Source organism: Alcaligenes nematophilus (assembly GCF_026344155.1).
GTDB lineage: Bacteria > Pseudomonadota > Gammaproteobacteria > Burkholderiales > Burkholderiaceae_B > Alcaligenes > Alcaligenes phenolicus.
The window spans coordinates 317381-333423 of sequence record NZ_JAPKMZ010000004.1 but is presented as its reverse complement, the minus strand read 5'-3'; the positions used below and the strand labels follow the sequence as shown (position 1 = coordinate 333423).

Here is a 16043-nt window from a genome sequence, read left to right as displayed (position 1 = left end):
CTGCTTTGTTTTACTTGCGTTTTGGGTTCTTGGCGATCAGGCCGCGTGCTTGCCAGTCGGCTTGTTGTTCGGCGCTGATCCCCAGGTTATCCAGGATTTCCTGGGTGTCCTGGCCCAGGTGCGGAGCAGGGCGGTAAATGGCGCCAGGGGTGTGGCTCAGCTTGGGAACGATGCCGGGTACTTTAAGCGGTGTGCCGTCTGGAAGGCTGCTGTCCAGCAGCATGTCACGGGCCTGATAGTGGGGATCTGCTGCGATATCGGCAATGTCATAAACCCGCCCTGCGGGAACGCCAGCCTGGTCCAGAATTTCCAGTACCTTGTCCAGTTCCAGAGCGCTGGCCCAGTGGCCAATGGCGGCATCGATCACGCCTGCATTTCGGGCGCGACCATCATTGCGCGCGTAGTCGGGATTGTCAGCCATATCAGCGCGCCCAATGGCGTTCATCAAGCGCTTGAAAATGCTGTCGCCATTGCCGGCGATCAAGGCGTACTTGCCATCCTTGCAGACGTAGGCATTGCTGGGGGTAATGCCGGGCAGGCTGCTGCCGGCAGGCTCCCGAATGGCGCCGAAGGCGGAGTATTCGGGCAGCAGGCTTTCCATCATGTTGAACACGGATTCATACAGGGCCACGTCAATATATTGACCTTCGCCCTTGTTCTGTTCACGCTGGCGCAGGGCCATCATGATGCCGATGACACCATGCAAGGCTGCCAGAGAGTCTCCAATGGACACGCCAACCCGTACCGGGGGCCGTCCGGCCTCACCGCTAAGGTGGCGCAAGCCGCCCATGGCCTCGCCAATCACGCCGAAACCGGGCTTGTCCTTGTAAGGGCCGGTCTGGCCGTAGCCCGATACACGCAACATGATCAGACCGGGGTTGATGGCTTTCAGGTCTTCCCAGCCTAGCCCCCATTCTTCCAGGGCGCCGGGGCGGAAGTTCTCGATCAGAATGTCACATTCTTTTACCAGTGCGCGCACCACGTCCTGACACTCCGCCTGTCGCAGGTCCAGGGCCAGAGACTTCTTGTTACGGGATTGCACCTCCCACCAGACCGAGTTACCGTCATGCAGCAAACGCCATTTACGCAAGGGGTCACCGCCTTTGGGGGATTCGATCTTGATGACGTCCGCGCCAAATTCGCCCAGGATCTTGGCGGCAAAGGGGCCGGCGATCAATTGGCCCAGTTCCAGGACCCGGATGCCGCCTAAAGGGGTGTTCATGTGCATATCAGTCTTGCGTAGGGAAGGTAAAGTAAGGGATCATAGTCCGGCACGGCTGTATTGTCTTGACAGGAAATTATGATTCAAAATACGTTTGTTTGGATTTACCGTGCCAGTTTCCGGTAAAATGCCGGATTACTCTTATCAATTACTCAATTTAATATAGGTCTTCAATGCAGCCCGAGGTTGAAATTCTGTCCGGCTTGGAGCGCCGAGTCGATGTGGTCGTTTCGGTGGCCGACGTAGAAAAACAAGTCCAGGCCCAGCTCAAGCGTGTGGCTCGTACGGCCAAGGTACAGGGCTTCCGTCCCGGTAAAGCGCCTTTGTCCGTTGTCGAGCGCAGCCACGGCCCTGGTATCCGTTACGACGCCATCAACGAAGAAATCGGCAAAGCCCTGGACAAAGTGATCCAGGACTCCAAATTGCGCGTAGCCGGCACTCCTAATCTGGAAGCCAAAGAAGGCGAGCCTGCTGAAGGCACCATGGCCTTTACCGCAACTTTCGAAGTTTACCCAGAAGTGGCCCTGCCTGATCTGTCCAAACTGGAAATCAAGCGTGCCAACACGCCTGTGACCGACGAAGACATCCAGCGCACCGTAGACGTGCTGCGCAAGCAACGCGCCAACTACGAATCCAGCGCTGATCGCCAAGCTCAGGAAGATGACCGCATCACTCTGGACTTTGTGGGCACCATTGACGGCGTCGCCTTTGAAGGCGGTAGCGCTGAAGGTTTCCAGTACCTGCAAGGTCGTGGCCGCATGCTGCCCGAGTTCGAGACTGCCGTTGCCGGCATGAAAGCAGGCGAAACCAAAACCTTCCCTCTGGAATTCCCTGCCGACTACACCGGCAAGGAAGTGGCTGGCAAAACTGCCGAATTCAAGATCACCGTGACAGACGTGGCCCAGCCTGTTCTGCCCGAGCTGGATGCTGAGTTTGCCAAGTCCCTGGGTCAGGCTGAAGGTGATGTGGACGCTTTGCTGGCCGACATTCGTGCCAACATCGAACGCGAAATCAAGGCTCGTGTGCACGCCCGTAACAAATCCGCTGTGATGGACGCCTTGCTGTCTGCCAGCGAATTTGACGTGCCTAACGCTCTGGTGGACAACGACGTGGAAGGTCGCATCGCTTCGGCTCGCGCCGAACTGAAAGAGCGCGGCGTGCCTGACGCAGACAAGATGCCTATCCCTGCCGAGGCCTTCAAGGAAGAATCCACTCGCCGCGTGCGTCTGGGTCTGCTGGTCTCCGAACTGGTCAAGGCTGCTGAACTGCAAGCCAAGCCCGAACAGGTTCGTGCCCGCATCGAAGAATTTGCCCAGAACTACGAACAGCCCGCCCAAGTGGTGGCCTACTACTTGTCCGATCGCCAGCGTCGCGCCGAGATTGAGGCAGTGGTACTCGAAGATAACGTCGTCGAGCACGTACTGTCCCAGGCCAAGGTGTCCGACGAGGAGGTGGCGTTCGACCAAATCATGGGAACCAACTAATGTCGTCAACCTTTGTCGACTTCTACGCCTCAATGCATGGGGGGCAATCCGTTGCCCCTACGGGTTTGGGCTACGTGCCTATCGTGATCGAGCAGTCCGGTCGTGGAGAGCGGTCTTACGACATCTACTCCCGCCTGCTGCGCGAGCGCATCATCTTTCTGGTGGGCCCGGTTCATGACAACTCGGCCAACCTGATTGTGGCCCAGCTGCTGTTTCTGGAGTCGGAAAATCCTGAAAAGGATATTTCGCTCTACATCAACTCGCCCGGTGGTTCGGTCTATGCAGGCCTGGCCATCTACGACACGATGCAGTTCGTCAAGCCGGAAGTCTCGACATTGTGTACCGGCATGGCTGCCAGCATGGGCGCTTTCTTGCTGTCTTCGGGCGTCAAGGGCAAGCGTCTTGCCTTGCCTAACTCGCGCATCATGATTCATCAGCCTTCGGGCGGTGCGCGAGGCCAGGCTTCCGATATCCAGATTCAGGCTAAGGAAATCCTGAGCCTGCGTGAACGCTTGAACAAGATCCTGGCCGAAAACTGCGGCCAGCCTGTCGAGCGTATCGAGCTGGATACCGAGCGTGACAACTTCATGGCAGCTGAAGACGCTGTGGCCTATGGCCTGATCGACAAGGTGATGAACACTCGTGACGAGTAATCATCTGTCCCGCCAGGGATCGATCTGACGCAGTACTATGGCTGTTCGGGGGCGGGACTTGTTCCCGTCCTTTTACCATCCTGAAGTGAAATTTAAATTTATGTCCGAAAAGAAATCGGCCGACGAGAAAGTTCTGCATTGCTCGTTTTGCAATAAAAGCCAGCATGAGGTCAAGAAACTGATCGCTGGACCTTCGTCCGTGTTCATCTGCGACGAATGTATTGATCTGTGTACCGATATCATTCGTGACGAAGCTGCGGGCGCCACTCCTGATGGTGAACGTAAAGAATTGCCCACCCCCCAGGAAATCAAAGAGTTTCTGGACGGGTATGTCATTGGCCAGGAAATGCCCAAGCGCACCTTGGCCGTAGCGGTGTACAACCACTACAAGCGAATTCGTAGCGGTAAGGCAGGCCGTGACGATGTGGAACTGTCCAAAAGTAATATTTTGTTGATCGGGCCTACGGGTTCGGGCAAAACGCTGCTGGCCCAAACACTGGCCCGCATGCTGGATGTGCCTTTTGTGATGGCAGACGCCACCACACTGACCGAAGCCGGTTACGTGGGTGAGGACGTCGAGAACATCGTTCAAAAACTGCTGCAAAACTGCGATTACGATGTGGAAAAAGCGCAGCGCGCCATTATCTACATCGATGAAATCGATAAAATTTCCCGCAAGTCGGATAACCCTTCGATCACCCGCGACGTGTCGGGCGAGGGCGTGCAACAGGCGCTGCTCAAGCTGATCGAAGGTACAGTCGCTTCGGTTCCTCCGCAAGGTGGTCGCAAGCACCCGAACCAGGACTTTGTGCAGGTGGATACCACCAGCATTCTGTTCATCGTGGGCGGTGCTTTTGATGGCCTTGAAAAGGTGATTCGCGACCGTACAGAAAAATCCGGTATCGGTTTTTCTGCTTCCGTGAAAGCCAAGTCCGAACGAGGCGTGGGTGAGCTATTCTCTGAGGCCGAGCCCGAGGATCTGATCAAGTTTGGTCTGATTCCCGAGCTGGTGGGGCGTTTGCCTGTGGTCGCCACTCTGGAAGAGCTGCACGAAGACGCACTGATCCGCATTTTGACCGAGCCGCGCAATGCCTTGGTCAAGCAGTTCCAGAAGCTGCTGAGCATGGAAGGCGTAGAGCTGGAAGTTCAGCCCGAAGCCCTGCGTGCGGTAGCCCAGCGCGCCATCAAGCGTCGTACCGGCGCTCGCGGCCTGCGCAGTATTGTCGAGCAAGCGCTGCTGGACACCATGTACGAACTGCCTTCGCGTAAAGACGTCAGCAAAGTGGTGCTGACCGAGGACGCCATTGTCGGAAAGAGTAAACCCGAATTGATTTTGGGTCGTCCTTTGTCCGATAGTGAAGCCAGTGACACTGAGTCGCCCTTGAAAAACGCAGTAGCTTAGAGATATCTCCTCGTTTGTGCACTGTCTGGCTTTGGTCGGACAGGCGCAGGCGGGACAGGGCGACAGGCGAAGGTAAAGAGAAAGGAGTGGACCTATGAAGACCACCAGGCATAAGGGCTTGTCTCTCTTTAACTCTGTAAAGTTCTGTTCTAATGTTCGTTCGGCCTACTTGAAATATCAAAATTCGCCACAATCTGAGCTACAACAGGTTAAACCGTGAAAGGGAAGCCCAGGCTTCCCTTTTGCGTCTAAGGACATTTATAGGAAATGACTATGTCTGCGAGCCAGATTCTTTCTACGGAACCTATTGAGCTGCCGCTGCTTCCCTTGCGCGATGTAGTGGTGTTCCCTCACATGGTGATTCCGCTTTTTGTTGGCCGGCCTCGCTCGATCAAAGCCCTTGAGCTGGCAATGGAGTCCGGCAACAACATTATGTTGGTGGCGCAAAAGTCCGCAGGCAAGGACGATCCCGCTCCCGAGGATCTCTACGAAATTGCGTGTGCGGCCAGTATTTTGCAAATGCTCAAGCTGCCCGACGGCACGGTAAAAGTGCTGGTGGAAGGCTTGCAGCGCGCTCGAATCACCCAGGTACAGGATGCCGAAACCCACTTCATGGCCTCGGTGGTCGAAGTGCCCGGCGACTCCGGTGATGCTGCTGAAACCGAAGCCCTGCGTCGTGCGGTGCTGGGTCAGTTCGAGCAGTACGTCAAACTGAATAAAAAAATCCCTCAGGAAATTCTGACTTCCCTGACCGGGATTGACGATGCTGGCCGTCTGGCCGATACCATCGCCGCTCATTTGCCTTTGAAGCTGGAACAAAAGCAGGGCATGCTGGAAACGCCCAAGGCTTTGGAGCGTCTGGAAAGCCTGCTGTCGCAACTGGAAGGCGAAATTGACATCTTGCAGGTCGAGAAGCGCATTCGCGGCCGTGTGAAAAAGCAGATGGAAAAGAGCCAGCGCGACTACTATCTGAACGAGCAGGTCAAGGCGATTCAGAAAGAGCTGGGCGAAGGCGAAGACGGCGCTGATGTTGAAGAGCTGGAAAAACGCATCGAGCAGGCTCAATTGAGCAAGGAAGCGCTCAAGAAAGCCGAATCGGAAATGAAGAAGCTCAAGCTGATGTCGCCGATGTCAGCCGAAGCAACCGTGGTGCGTAACTACATTGAAACGCTGGTTGGCCTGCCTTGGCGCAAAAAGAGCCGTATCAACAACTCCTTGAGCAATGCCGAGGAAGTGTTGGATGCGGATCACTTTGGTCTGGAAAAGGTCAAAGAGCGTATTGTCGAGTACCTGGCTGTGCAGCAACGCGTTGACAAACTGAAGGCTCCAATCCTGTGTTTGGTTGGCCCTCCAGGCGTGGGTAAAACCTCGCTGGGACAGTCCATTGCCAAGGCAACGAACCGCAAGTTCATTCGTATGGCTTTGGGTGGTGTACGTGACGAGGCCGAGATTCGCGGTCACCGTCGTACCTACATCGGCTCCATGCCGGGCAAGGTGGTTCAGAACATGAGCAAGGTGGGTGTACGTAACCCGCTGTTCCTGCTGGACGAGATCGACAAGATGGGCGCGGATTTCCGTGGCGACCCATCCTCGGCACTGCTGGAAGTTCTGGACCCTGAACAAAACCACACCTTCCAGGATCACTACCTGGAAGTGGACTATGACTTGTCCGATGTGATGTTCGTGGCAACCAGCAACACCTTGAACATTCCACCGGCCCTGCTGGACCGTATGGAAGTGATTCGTCTGTCGGGTTACACCGAAGATGAGAAGGTGCGTATTGCTTTCGATTACCTCTTGCCCAAGCTGATGAAGAACAACGGCGTGCGCGATGGCGAGCTGGAAGTGACCGAAGATGCCGTGCGCGACATCGTGCGTTACTACACCCGTGAAGCGGGTGTGCGTTCGCTGGAACGTGAAATCAGCAAGATCTGCCGCAAGGTCGTTCGCAAGCTGCTGGTGGCCAATCCACAAGCCGGTACGCGTGCGGCTCGCAACAAGACACTGACCCAGGAAACCTTGGTCGTGAATGCGGCGAATCTGAACGATTATCTGGGCGTACGTCGTTTCTCCTTCGGCCTGGCCGAAAAAGAGAACAAGGTTGGCCTGGTGACGGGTCTGGCCTGGACCGAGGTGGGCGGTGAATTGCTGACCATCGAAGTCGCGGATATGCCCGGTAAAGGCAATGTGCTGCGCACCGGCTCGATTGGCGATGTGATGAAAGAATCGGTCGAAGCGGCTCGCACAGTCGTACGTTCGCGTGCTCAGAAGTGGGGCATTGCCAATAGCGTGTTTGAAAAGCGTGACCTGCACGTGCACTTTCCAGAAGGCGCTACGCCCAAGGATGGTCCATCGGCCGGTATCGCCATTACGACCGCTATCGTGTCCAGCCTGACGGGTATTCCGGTTCGTGCTGATGTGGCCATGACGGGTGAAATCACCTTGCGCGGCGAAGTTCTGCCTATCGGCGGCTTGAAAGAGAAGCTGTTGGCAGCGCAACGCGGCGGCATCAAAACCGTGATGATCCCGGAAGAAAACATCAAGGACCTGGCCGATATTCCAGATAACGTGAAAAACACGCTGGAGATTATCCCGGTGCGTTGGATTGATCGTGTACTGGAAGTGGCCCTGCAGGACGCTGTAACGCCCCTGAGCGACGAAGAAGTAGCTCGCCTGGCCGCTGAGGCCTTGGCAGCCACGCGTGCTGCTGGGGCGGGTTCTGAGTCTTTCAAGCACTAAGCATCAGCAGTAGTAAGCAAGCAGTGAAACAGGCTACCTTGGATTCAAGGTAGCCTGTTTACATTTTGGCCAGACTGATCGTGCGTTTGAAGTCAGTCATAGTGACTGCAACGAGAGCCAGACTTTTGGGTGATGATGGTGACGCGGGTGGTGATACAAGCTTGCGCGAGAGGTTTACGTTTGTTCAATTCGTGCTGTAGGCATGTAGGCATGTAGGCATGCCTGGGTATGGCTATACCCGCGATCGCAGCCATGACCGCAACTGCAGACATATCGCGACAGTCATAGTCAAAGTGCTTATCGCCGTTAATCTGTTCAAACCTGTATAGCGAGCATGCACTCGGACCAATAAAAAACCCCATGCACCAAACGGTATATGGGGTTTTTCTCTTGTCAGCTGCACCAAGTCTGTAAAGCAGTTCTGGTGGCTCAGGGAAGCAAGGCTTAATGCAGCGGGCTGGTACGAATCAGACCCACAGCAATGCCTTCCAAAGACAGGGAGTCCGGGTCGGTGATGATGATGGGTTCAAAGTCCGGGTTCTCGGGCAAGAGGACTACTTGATTGCTGGAGCGCGACAGGCGCTTGACGGTGACATCGTCGCCAATACGTACCACCACAATCTGCCCATTACGCGCTTCACTGGCTTTCTTGACGGCCAGCAGGTCGCCGTCAAAAATGCCCGCGTCTTTCATGCTCAAGCCGCGTACGCGCAGCAGGTAATCAGGCGTTTGGGTGAATAGGGTAGGGGCGACGCCAATCTCGCGCTCGATATGCTCGGTGGCCAAAATAGGGCTACCGGCAGCCACGCGACCAATAATGGGCAGCAAAAGGGCGTCAGCCAGATTGGCCAATGCGTTGCTGCTGGGAGCAGCACTTTCGCGGGTATCCGTACCGAGCAGGCGTATGCCGCGCGAGGCGCCGGCAGTCAGCTCGATAGCGCCTTTGCGGGCCAGAGCTTTCAAATGATCTTCGGCCGCATTGGCGGATTTGAAACCCAGCACCTGAGCAATCTCTGCTCGAGTGGGAGGGAAACCCGTCCGTTCGATTTCAGAACGAATGATGTCCAGCACTTGTTGTTGGCGTGCAGTGAGCTTGGCGGTCATAGTATTGTCTGCTGAATATATATACAGTAAAGATTGTGCGTTACAGTTGGCGTTTTTGCAAGCGGTGAGGGCCCTAAAGGCTTAATTTTTGACCCTTCGGGCTGCTCAGGCAGACTGGGGCCAATCCTTGCAGTCCAGGGTGTACAGCACATGGGGGACGAGTTTGTGGCCCGCCGCTACACCGGGGTGATCAAAGGTACCAGCTTGCTCTGTCATGCCCAGGCGTTGCATGACGGTCTGCGAAGGCAAGTTCAATTGAGCGGTGTACGCCACAATTTGATCCAGGCCTAGTTCGTCAAAACCAAAGTCCATGCAGGCTCGTGCCGCTTCGGTGGCATAGCCCTTGCCCCAGTACTCAGGCAGCAAACGCCAAAGAACTTCCACGCAAGGCTGAAAGTACAGATCGGCGGTCGGGCGGTTCAAGCCCACCATGCCAATGAAGGCCCCGTTTTCTTTCAGCTCGACTGCCCAGGGGCCCCAGCCATGCTCGTCAATCAGGCTTTGGCTGCGGTGGGCGATGGCATCGCTTTGCTCACGGTCCAGGGTGGCCGGGTAAAAACGCAGCGCGTGGGGATCGCTGTTCAAGCGGAAAAAGGGCTCCAGGTCGGAAGCTTTCCAGGGGCGCAGGAGTAGGCGTTCGGTGTTCAGGGAAATAGTGTCTGTCATGGTAGTGCTCCAAGGGCTGGAACGACAACGCCCTTCCGAAGAAGGGCGTTGGGGCTGTACTGAGGGACAGCTTACTTCAGGACTTGAGCGATGGCCTTGGCCACGACGTCAATATTCTGGCTGTTCAATGCAGCAACGCAAATACGGCCGCTGCTGACAGCGTAAATGCCGTGTTCCTGGCGCAGGCGTTCGACTTGCTCGGCAGTCAGGCCGGAGTAGGAGAACATGCCGCGCTGTTGCAGCACGAAGTCAAAGTTTTGGGTAGCGCCGTGCTCTTTCAGCTTGGCAACCAGTTGAGCGCGCATTTCGCGGATGCGATCACGCATGCCGGCCAGTTCAGTCGCCCAGGTCTGGAACAGTTCAGGCGAGTTCAGTACTGTGGCCACAACCTTGCCACCGTGTGTGGGTGGGTTGGAATAGTTGGTGCGAATCACACGCTTGACCTGGCTCAGTACGCGGGAAGTTTCGTCCTTGCTGGAAGTAACCAGGGTCAGGGCGCCAACGCGCTCGCCGTACAGCGAGAAGGACTTGGAGAACGAGGAGCTGATGAACATGGACAGGCCTAGCTTGGCAAACAGACGCACTACGCTGGCGTCTTCTTCCAGACCGGCGCCAAAGCCTTGGTAAGCGATGTCCAGGAAAGGAACCAGTTGACGCTCTTTGATCAGCTCGGCGATCTGGGCCCATTGTTCCATGCTGGGGTCCACGCCGGTCGGGTTGTGGCAGCAAGCGTGCAGGACCACGATGGACTGGGCCGGCATGGCGCGCAGCGAGGCGATCATGCCGTCAAAGTTCAGGCCATGCGTAGCGGCATCGTAGTAAGCGTAGGTGTTGACCTTGAAGCCGGCGCGCTCGAACAGGGCGCGGTGGTTTTCCCAGCTTGGATCGCTGATGTAAACCTCGGACTGGGGCAGCAGTTGCTGCAGGAAGTCAGCACCGATTTTCAGCGCACCGGTACCGCCCAGGGATTGCACGGTCAAGGCGCGGCCTTCGGCAATGATGGGGGAATCGGCACCCAGCAACAGGGTTTGAGCACCCAGGTTGTAGGTATTGATTCCTTCGATAGGCAGGTAGCTGCGCGCGGCGGCTTTGCTCATCATGGCTTCCTCAGCCTTTTGAACAGCCTGCAAAATCGGGATACGCCCTTGATCGTCGTAGTAAACACCGACCCCCAGATTAACTTTGCCGCTGCGTTCGTCGGCATTGTATTGTTCGTTCAAACCCAAAATAGGGTCGCGTGGAGCCAGTTCGACGGTTTCGAAGAGCGATGTCATGATGATATGGGGGCGTTAGTGCAGAAAGGTAGAAAAACAAAGCATTAATGTGATAATACGGGCTTACCCTAAAGTGTGTCTAGCATGAAATTTGAGCCTGCCTTTCAAGAATTTCCGGGGAGTTCCTTCAAACTTTTCCAACCTTATTTGCCTGCTGGCGACCAGCCTGCGGCGATTGAGCAGTTGGTTGAGGGGATTGATGATGGCTTGATGTACCAGACCCTTTTGGGGGTAACGGGCTCGGGCAAGACCTATACGATGGCGAACATTATTGCTCGCACCGGGCGTCCGGCCATTGTTCTGGCGCCCAATAAAACCCTGGCGGCGCAGTTGTACGCCGAGATGCGCGAGTTCTTTCCACGCAACGCCGTGGAGTACTTCGTGTCTTACTACGATTACTACCAGCCCGAGGCCTATGTGCCATCGCGCGATCTGTTTATTGAAAAGGACTCGTCCATCAATGAACACATCGAGCAGATGCGTTTGTCGGCCACCAAAAGCCTGCTGGAGCGGCCGGACACCATTATTGTGGGTACTGTGTCCTGCATTTACGGTATCGGTAATCCCGGCGACTACCATGCGATGGTGCTGACGTTGCGCAAGGGCGACCGTATTGCCCGGCAGGAGCTGCTGGCGCGTCTGGTCGCCATGCAGTACGAGCGTAACGATCTGGATTTTCAGCGTGGGATATTCCGCGCTCGTGGTGAAGTGGTCGATATCTTCCCGGCAGAAAACGCGGAGCTGGCCTTGCGAGTCAGCCTGTTTGATGACGAGATTGAAGAGCTGGAGTTGTTCGATCCGCTGACAGGCAAGGTCGTGCAGAAGCTGAACCGCTTTACCGTGTTCCCTAGCTCGCATTATGTGACGCCACGCGAAACCGTGTTGAGGGCGATTGAAACCATCAAGCTCGAACTGCGCGAGCGTCTGGAATTTCTGACACGGGAAGGGCATTTGGTTGAAGCTCAACGCCTGGAGCAGCGCACCCGTTTTGATCTGGAGATGCTGCAGGAGCTGGGCTTTTGCAAAGGCATCGAGAACTACTCCCGCCACTTGTCAGGAGCCGCGCCTGGCGATCCGCCGCCGACACTGATCGACTACCTGCCGCGTAACTCCCTGATGTTTATCGATGAAAGCCACGTCACTATCGGGCAGTTGGGCGCCATGTATCGCGGTGACCGCTCGCGTAAAGAAACCCTGGTGCAGTTCGGTTTCCGCCTGCCTTCGGCCATGGATAACCGGCCTTTGAAACTGGAAGAGTTCGAACGCCGTATGCCGCAAACCGTGTTCGTGTCGGCTACACCCGCTGCCTACGAGCAAGAGCATGCAGACAATGTGGTTGAACAGGTGGTGCGACCTACTGGACTGGTGGACCCGGAAATCGAGGTTCGCCCGGCTACCACGCAGGTCGATGACTTGCTGGGTGAAATCAAGCTGCGTACTGCGCAGGAAGACCGTGTATTGGTGACGACGCTGACCAAGCGCATGTCAGAGGATCTGACCGAATACTTGTCAGAGAACGGTATTCGCGTGCGCTACTTGCACTCGGACATTGATACGGTGGAACGGGCCGAGATTATCCGGGATCTGCGTCTGGGCGTCTTCGATGTGCTGGTCGGGATCAACCTGCTGCGTGAGGGGCTGGATTTGCCCGAAGTGTCTCTGGTGGCGATTCTTGATGCGGACAAGGAAGGCTTCCTGCGTTCGGAGCGCAGCCTGATTCAAACCATAGGTCGGGCAGCGCGTAACCTGAACGGTAAAGCCATTCTGTATGCCGACAGAATGACGGACTCCATGCACCGCGCTATCGAAGAAACCGAGCGCCGTCGTGCCAAGCAGATCGCCTTTAACGAAGAGCACGGTATTACGCCGCGCGGCGTGAACAAGGCCGTCCGTGAGTTGATTGATGGTGTTGTTGCCTCGGATCCAACTGCCAGCTTGCGCGAGGATGTGCCGGACGAGTTGATTCGCGACGAGAAGGCCGCTGCACGCGAGATCAAGCGTCTGGAAAAAGAGATGATGGACCACGCCCGCAACCTGGAGTTCGAGCAAGCGGCAGCTGCGCGCGACAAGTTGCAAAGACTGAAGGCCAAACTGCTGATGGCTTGATGGTTGTTGTGTATTTGCAACTAAAGCTGGACGAAAGCTCAGAAAAAACACCGTTCTGCTACCGGCTTTCATCACTCGGGTGTATTGCTTGATTTATCTCATCTCGAGAAAGTGGTGTATCCGCTAAGCAAAGGTTGCTGCGCCTTTGGTTTATTCCAAACTTCAAGCAGCTGCGACCGGTTCTTATTGGCAGCTCCCAAACGATACGGATTTGCTGTTTTCAAGGCGATTTTCGGGGTCTGTTTTCACCCCGGTTTCATCTTGCCTTATTTGGGGTTTTCCCGCAGACTTTGACGCATTATGAGTAAGGTTCTGTTTGTCTGTACAGGGAATATTTGCCGCTCCCCCAGCGCCGAAGGTGTCTTGCGCCAACTGGTCGACCAGGCCAGTTTGTCGGAGGCTATTTTGGTGGATTCAGCCGCCACGCATGGCTTTCATGTTGGCGAGCATCCTGACACACGCGCACAGATAGCCGCTCGTAAACGCGGTTATGACATCTCTACCTATCAGGCCCGACAGGTCCAACGCGAGGACTTTCGCAACTTCGACCTTATCTTGAGCATGGACTGGGAAAACCACGCTGCCTTGCAGCAAATGTGTCCTCCCATTTATCGTCACAAGCTCATGCTGCTGATGCGCTTTGCCACTGACTATGAAGCGGCTACCGTGCCCGATCCTTATTATGGCGGCCAGGATGGCTTTAATAAGGTCATGGACTATATCGAAGATGCCTGCCAGGGCGTGTTCGAACTGGTTCGCAAGCGCGTCCCCAATTACCGTGCTGCCTGAGTGGCTATATAACACTTCAGTATAAGTGTAAAAACACACGCTCAAGCACGGTAGTTTCCCCTGTATTTGCTATACTGGACCAAATTGGTCGGATTTGCCGTTGGCAGTCCGGCCGCTTTCGCCTTTGGCAAGGAAACTATCATGCGTTTGACGACAAAAGGGCGTTTCGCCGTAACCGCGATGATCGATCTTGCGCTGCGCCAGCAAAGTGGACCGGTGACGCTCGCAGGCATCAGCCAGCGACAGGGTATCTCGCTCTCGTATCTTGAACAGTTGTTTGGCAAGTTGCGCCGCCATGAACTGGTCGATAGTGTGCGTGGTCCGGGTGGTGGCTATACGCTTGCGCGTCTGGCTCGCCACATCACCGTTGCTGACATTGTGTTTGCGGTCGATGAGCCCGTTGATGCCACCCAATGCGGTGGCAAGGGTAATTGCAAGCAGGGCACAAACGGGCAGAAAGGCGAGTGCATGACTCACGAGCTTTGGGCGACGCTTAGTCGTAAAATGGTCGATTATCTGGATTCTGTCTCGCTACAGGACTTGGTTGATCAGCAGCGTCTGCGTCAGCTCAAGTTGGCCGCTCAGGAAGCCGGCCAGCCAGAAGAATGTACTTTGTAGTGGGCAAGATCCGCTACTGACCCGGAGTTTTGTATGAGTCGCGCTCAGCGTATCTATATGGATTATGCCGCCACTACACCGGTAGACCCGCGTGTGGCCGACAGCATGATTCCCTGGTTGACGGAACGATTTGGCAATCCGGCCTCCAGCAGCCATCCCTATGGGTGGGATGCGGAAGAGGCCGTGGACCAGGCGCGCCGTCAGGTTGCCGCTTTGGTAGGGGCAGAGCCGCGTGAAATTGTCTGGACCTCCGGTGCTACCGAAGCCATCAATCTGGCGTTAAAAGGTGCCGCGCAGTTTTATCAGTCCAAGGGCCGCCATATTATTACCGTCCGTACGGAACACAAGGCCGTGCTGGATACCTGTCTGGCCTTGCAGGACGAAGGGTTTGAAGTCACCTTTCTGGATGTCCTGCCCAGTGGTCTGATTGATCCTCAGGCGTTTGAACAAGCCATTCGCCCCGACACCATCCTGGCCTCGGTCATGTTGGTGAATAACGAAATTGGCGTGATTCAAGATGTGCAGGCTCTGGGGGCAATGTGCCGGGAGCACAAGGTGCTGTTCCATGTGGACGCCGCCCAGGCCACCGGCAAGGTGGCGATCAATCTGCAGGAGTGGCCGGTGGATTTGATGTCCATGTCTGCCCACAAGACTTATGGTCCCAAGGGAATCGGTGCCTTGTATATCCGTCGTAAACCGGCGGTGCGCCTGAAAGCGCAGATTCACGGTGGTGGTCACGAACGCGGGTTTCGCTCCGGTACGCTGGCCACTCATCAGATCGTGGGCATGGGGCGTGCTTTTGAACTGGCTGCGCAGGAAATGGACCTAGACAATCAGCGCATCACCGCGCTGCGAGATCGTCTATGGGCCGGCCTGCAGTCTATCCCTGATCTGTTCCTGAATGGCACCTTGGATCAGCGCGTGCCCCACAACCTGAACATCAGCGTGGATCACATCGAGGGCGAAGCTCTGATGATGGCTCTGACAGATTTGGCAGTGTCCAGTGGCTCGGCCTGTACCTCGGCCAGCCTGGAACCGTCCTACGTATTGACGGCTCTGGGTCGTAGTGATCAGTTGGCGCACAGTTCCCTGCGCTTGAGTCTGGGCCGTTTCACGACCGAGCAGGATATTGATGACACGATTGCGGCCATCCGTCGTGTGGTTGAACAATTGCGGGCCATCTCTCCCTTGTGGAGCGAGCCTGCTTCGGAGCAGTTCGCGCAATGATATATAGTGACGCTGTCATGGAGCATTTCCTGCACCCGCGTCATGTGGGTGTCATGAACAGCAGTGATGCTGACGTAGGTACAGGGGAAGCGGGAAGTCACGAAACCGGGGCCTTGATTCGCATCCAGCTCAAGGTATCGGAGCAGGGCCAGATTCAGGATAGCTGTTTCAAGGCTTATGGCTGTGGCTGTACCATCGCTTCCGCCTCGTTTGCGACACAGTGGCTGCAAGGTCGCAGTCTGGAGCAGGCAGCTCAGTTCTCGTCTACAGATGTGCAGCAAGCGCTGGAATTGCCGCCGGTCAAAGTGCATTGTGCTTTGTTGGCCCAGGAGGCGGTTCAGGCCGCTATTGCCTCGGTACAGAACAAAGGCGCGTTTTAGTTGTCCAAGCCTGAAGGCTGAATATTCTTTCAGGTTTATAGAAAGGAAAAGATTATGTCTATTTCTCTTACTCAGCCCGCCGCAGAACATATCCAGCGTCATTTGAAAAAACGCGGGGGCGGTTTGGGGCTACGTTTGGGTGTACGTCTGACCGGTTGCTCGGGTCTGGCCTACAAGCTGGATTTTGTTGATGAGCCGGTTGAAGGCGATCAACTGTTTGAAGAGCACGGCGTTAAACTGTTTGTTGATCCTAAAAGCCTGCCCTTTATTGACGGCACGCGTCTGGATTATGGCCGTGATGGCCTCAATGAAGGTTTCAAGTTCATCAATCCAAACGAGAAAGCCTCCTGCGGGTGTGGCGAATCGTTTACCGTGTAGG

General features: G+C 55.8%; 14 protein-coding genes. 10 read left to right on the top strand and 4 right to left on the bottom strand.

What is annotated here, in order from left to right; translation table 11 throughout:
* Window positions 1-10: 10 nt before the first annotated feature.
* On the bottom strand, window positions 11-1222 hold the full coding sequence (locus OSH04_RS12775; RefSeq protein ID WP_266108608.1) for a CaiB/BaiF CoA transferase family protein: 1212 nt from the start codon (window positions 1220-1222) through the stop codon (window positions 11-13).
* A gap of 173 nt (window positions 1223-1395) precedes the next feature.
* On the opposite strand from OSH04_RS12775, the gene tig reads away from it, so the two are divergent.
* The 4 genes from tig (at window position 1396) to lon (ending at window position 7500) form a co-directional block, all read left to right on the top strand.
* Window positions 1396-2706: a trigger factor gene (gene tig / locus OSH04_RS12770; protein ID WP_009459092.1), complete on the top strand. Its 1311-nt coding sequence runs from the start codon at window positions 1396-1398 to the stop codon at window positions 2704-2706.
* On the top strand, window positions 2706-3359 hold the full coding sequence (gene clpP / locus OSH04_RS12765) for an ATP-dependent Clp endopeptidase proteolytic subunit ClpP (protein ID WP_021446711.1): 654 nt from the start codon (window positions 2706-2708) through the stop codon (window positions 3357-3359). The genes tig and clpP overlap by 1 nt, the downstream gene beginning before the upstream one ends.
* Window positions 3360-3459: 100 nt before the next feature.
* Window positions 3460-4761: an ATP-dependent Clp protease ATP-binding subunit ClpX gene (gene clpX / locus OSH04_RS12760; RefSeq protein ID WP_009459099.1), complete on the top strand. Its 1302-nt coding sequence runs from the start codon at window positions 3460-3462 to the stop codon at window positions 4759-4761.
* 273 nt (window positions 4762-5034) lie between these two features.
* Window positions 5035-7500: an endopeptidase La gene (gene lon / locus OSH04_RS12755; protein ID WP_009459101.1), complete on the top strand. Its 2466-nt coding sequence runs from the start codon at window positions 5035-5037 to the stop codon at window positions 7498-7500.
* Between the two features lie 444 nt (window positions 7501-7944).
* Here the strand turns inward: lon and lexA are convergent, their stop codons facing one another.
* The 3 genes from lexA to OSH04_RS12740 all read right to left on the bottom strand — a co-directional run bounded on the left by lexA (window position 7945) and on the right by OSH04_RS12740 (window position 10544).
* Window positions 7945-8604, bottom strand: coding sequence for a transcriptional repressor LexA (gene lexA / locus OSH04_RS12750; protein WP_009459104.1), 660 nt, complete (start codon window positions 8602-8604; stop codon window positions 7945-7947).
* Window positions 8605-8709: 105 nt separating this feature from the next.
* Window positions 8710-9270 carry a GNAT family N-acetyltransferase gene (locus OSH04_RS12745; RefSeq protein WP_266108607.1) on the bottom strand — a complete coding sequence of 187 codons (561 nt, stop codon included), beginning with the start codon at window positions 9268-9270 and terminating at the stop codon, window positions 8710-8712.
* Between the two features lie 71 nt (window positions 9271-9341).
* Window positions 9342-10544: an amino acid aminotransferase gene (locus OSH04_RS12740; protein WP_009459106.1), complete on the bottom strand. Its 1203-nt coding sequence runs from the start codon at window positions 10542-10544 to the stop codon at window positions 9342-9344.
* 84 nt (window positions 10545-10628) lie between these two features.
* Here OSH04_RS12740 and uvrB point away from each other — a divergent pair, with 84 nt between their 5' ends.
* The 6 genes from uvrB to OSH04_RS12710 all read left to right on the top strand — a co-directional run bounded on the left by uvrB (window position 10629) and on the right by OSH04_RS12710 (window position 16042).
* Window positions 10629-12650 (top strand): excinuclease ABC subunit UvrB, encoded by a 2022-nt coding sequence (uvrB, locus tag OSH04_RS12735; protein WP_009459107.1) that lies wholly within the window; start codon window positions 10629-10631, stop codon window positions 12648-12650.
* Between the two features lie 297 nt (window positions 12651-12947).
* Window positions 12948-13439, top strand: a complete 492-nt coding sequence (locus OSH04_RS12730; RefSeq protein ID WP_026482840.1) for a low molecular weight protein-tyrosine-phosphatase — start codon at window positions 12948-12950, stop codon at window positions 13437-13439.
* Window positions 13440-13580: 141 nt separating this feature from the next.
* The gene (iscR, locus tag OSH04_RS12725) at window positions 13581-14057 is read left to right on the top strand and encodes a Fe-S cluster assembly transcriptional regulator IscR (protein ID WP_021446710.1); all 477 of its coding nucleotides are present in this window, start codon (window positions 13581-13583) and stop codon (window positions 14055-14057) included.
* Between the two features lie 33 nt (window positions 14058-14090).
* On the top strand, window positions 14091-15284 hold the full coding sequence (locus OSH04_RS12720; RefSeq protein WP_035268115.1) for an IscS subfamily cysteine desulfurase: 1194 nt from the start codon (window positions 14091-14093) through the stop codon (window positions 15282-15284).
* Window positions 15281-15664 (top strand): iron-sulfur cluster scaffold-like protein, encoded by a 384-nt coding sequence (locus OSH04_RS12715; RefSeq protein ID WP_035268113.1) that lies wholly within the window; start codon window positions 15281-15283, stop codon window positions 15662-15664. Before OSH04_RS12720 ends, OSH04_RS12715 begins: the two co-directional genes overlap by 4 nt.
* Window positions 15665-15718: 54 nt before the next feature.
* Window positions 15719-16042: a HesB/IscA family protein gene (locus OSH04_RS12710; RefSeq protein WP_003801383.1), complete on the top strand. Its 324-nt coding sequence runs from the start codon at window positions 15719-15721 to the stop codon at window positions 16040-16042.
* Window position 16043: the final 1 nt, after the last annotated feature.

Coding starts and splice junctions, on each gene's coding strand:
- OSH04_RS12775 (WP_266108608.1), bottom strand. CDS start 1,222: ATGAACACCCCTTTAGGCGGCATCCGGGTCCTGGAACTGGGCCAATTG.
- tig (WP_009459092.1), top strand. CDS start 1,396: ATGCAGCCCGAGGTTGAAATTCTGTCCGGCTTGGAGCGCCGAGTCGAT.
- clpP (WP_021446711.1), top strand. CDS start 2,706: ATGTCGTCAACCTTTGTCGACTTCTACGCCTCAATGCATGGGGGGCAA.
- clpX (WP_009459099.1), top strand. CDS start 3,460: ATGTCCGAAAAGAAATCGGCCGACGAGAAAGTTCTGCATTGCTCGTTT.
- lon (WP_009459101.1), top strand. CDS start 5,035: ATGTCTGCGAGCCAGATTCTTTCTACGGAACCTATTGAGCTGCCGCTG.
- lexA (WP_009459104.1), bottom strand. CDS start 8,604: ATGACCGCCAAGCTCACTGCACGCCAACAACAAGTGCTGGACATCATT.
- OSH04_RS12745 (WP_266108607.1), bottom strand. CDS start 9,270: ATGACAGACACTATTTCCCTGAACACCGAACGCCTACTCCTGCGCCCC.
- OSH04_RS12740 (WP_009459106.1), bottom strand. CDS start 10,544: ATGACATCGCTCTTCGAAACCGTCGAACTGGCTCCACGCGACCCTATT.
- uvrB (WP_009459107.1), top strand. CDS start 10,629: ATGAAATTTGAGCCTGCCTTTCAAGAATTTCCGGGGAGTTCCTTCAAA.
- iscR (WP_021446710.1), top strand. CDS start 13,581: ATGCGTTTGACGACAAAAGGGCGTTTCGCCGTAACCGCGATGATCGAT.
- OSH04_RS12720 (WP_035268115.1), top strand. CDS start 14,091: ATGAGTCGCGCTCAGCGTATCTATATGGATTATGCCGCCACTACACCG.
- OSH04_RS12715 (WP_035268113.1), top strand. CDS start 15,281: ATGATATATAGTGACGCTGTCATGGAGCATTTCCTGCACCCGCGTCAT.
- OSH04_RS12710 (WP_003801383.1), top strand. CDS start 15,719: ATGTCTATTTCTCTTACTCAGCCCGCCGCAGAACATATCCAGCGTCAT.